This window comes from Lysobacter sp. P5_C4, from assembly GCF_054049695.1.
Genome location: NZ_JBFULX010000010.1, coordinates 1 through 671, shown reverse-complemented (window position 1 = coordinate 671; position 671 = coordinate 1). Strand labels below are relative to the sequence as shown.

Annotated in this window: 1 rRNA gene; it reads left to right on the top strand. The window is 52.4% G+C overall.

What is annotated here, in order from left to right:
• A 23S ribosomal RNA gene (locus ACXJJ8_RS15395) occupies positions 1-531 on the top strand; the annotation flags it as partial.
• Positions 532-671: the final 140 nt, after the last annotated feature.

Below are 671 nucleotides of genomic sequence, written 5' to 3'. Positions count from 1 at the left end.
AGTCGAGCAGGGACGAAAGTCGGACTTAGTGATCCGGTGGTACCGAATGGAAGGGCCATCGCTCAACGGATAAAAGCTACCCTGGGGATAACAGGCTTATCTCCCCCAAGAGTCCACATCGACGGGGAGGTTTGGCACCTCGATGTCGGCTCATCGCATCCTGGGGCTGAAGTAGGTCCCAAGGGTTGGGCTGTTCGCCCATTAAAGCGGTACGCGAGCTGGGTTCAGAACGTCGTGAGACAGTTCGGTCCCTATCTGTCGCGGGCGTAGGAAATTTGAGAGGAGCTGTCCTTAGTACGAGAGGACCGGGATGGACGTACCGCTGGTGTACCAGTTGTCTCGCCAGAGGCATMGCTGGGTAGCTATGTACGGAGGGGATAAGCGCTGAAAGCATCTAAGCGCGAAGCCCCCCTCAAGATGAGATTTCCCAGTATGTAAGACCCCTTGTAGACGACGAGGTTGATAGGTTCGAGGTGGAAGTGCGGCAACGTATGCAGCTGACGAATACTAATCGGTCGAGGGCTTAACCAAAATGTACCCAAGAAAGTGAAGATAAGCTTTGTAGCTGAATCCGACTACTTTCTCGGGGCCCAGAAAACCTAAAATTCAAACCTTTACGTAAGTTTCGTATCTAGTTTTCAAGGCGCAAACACGCTTTGACTGTTTGGTGA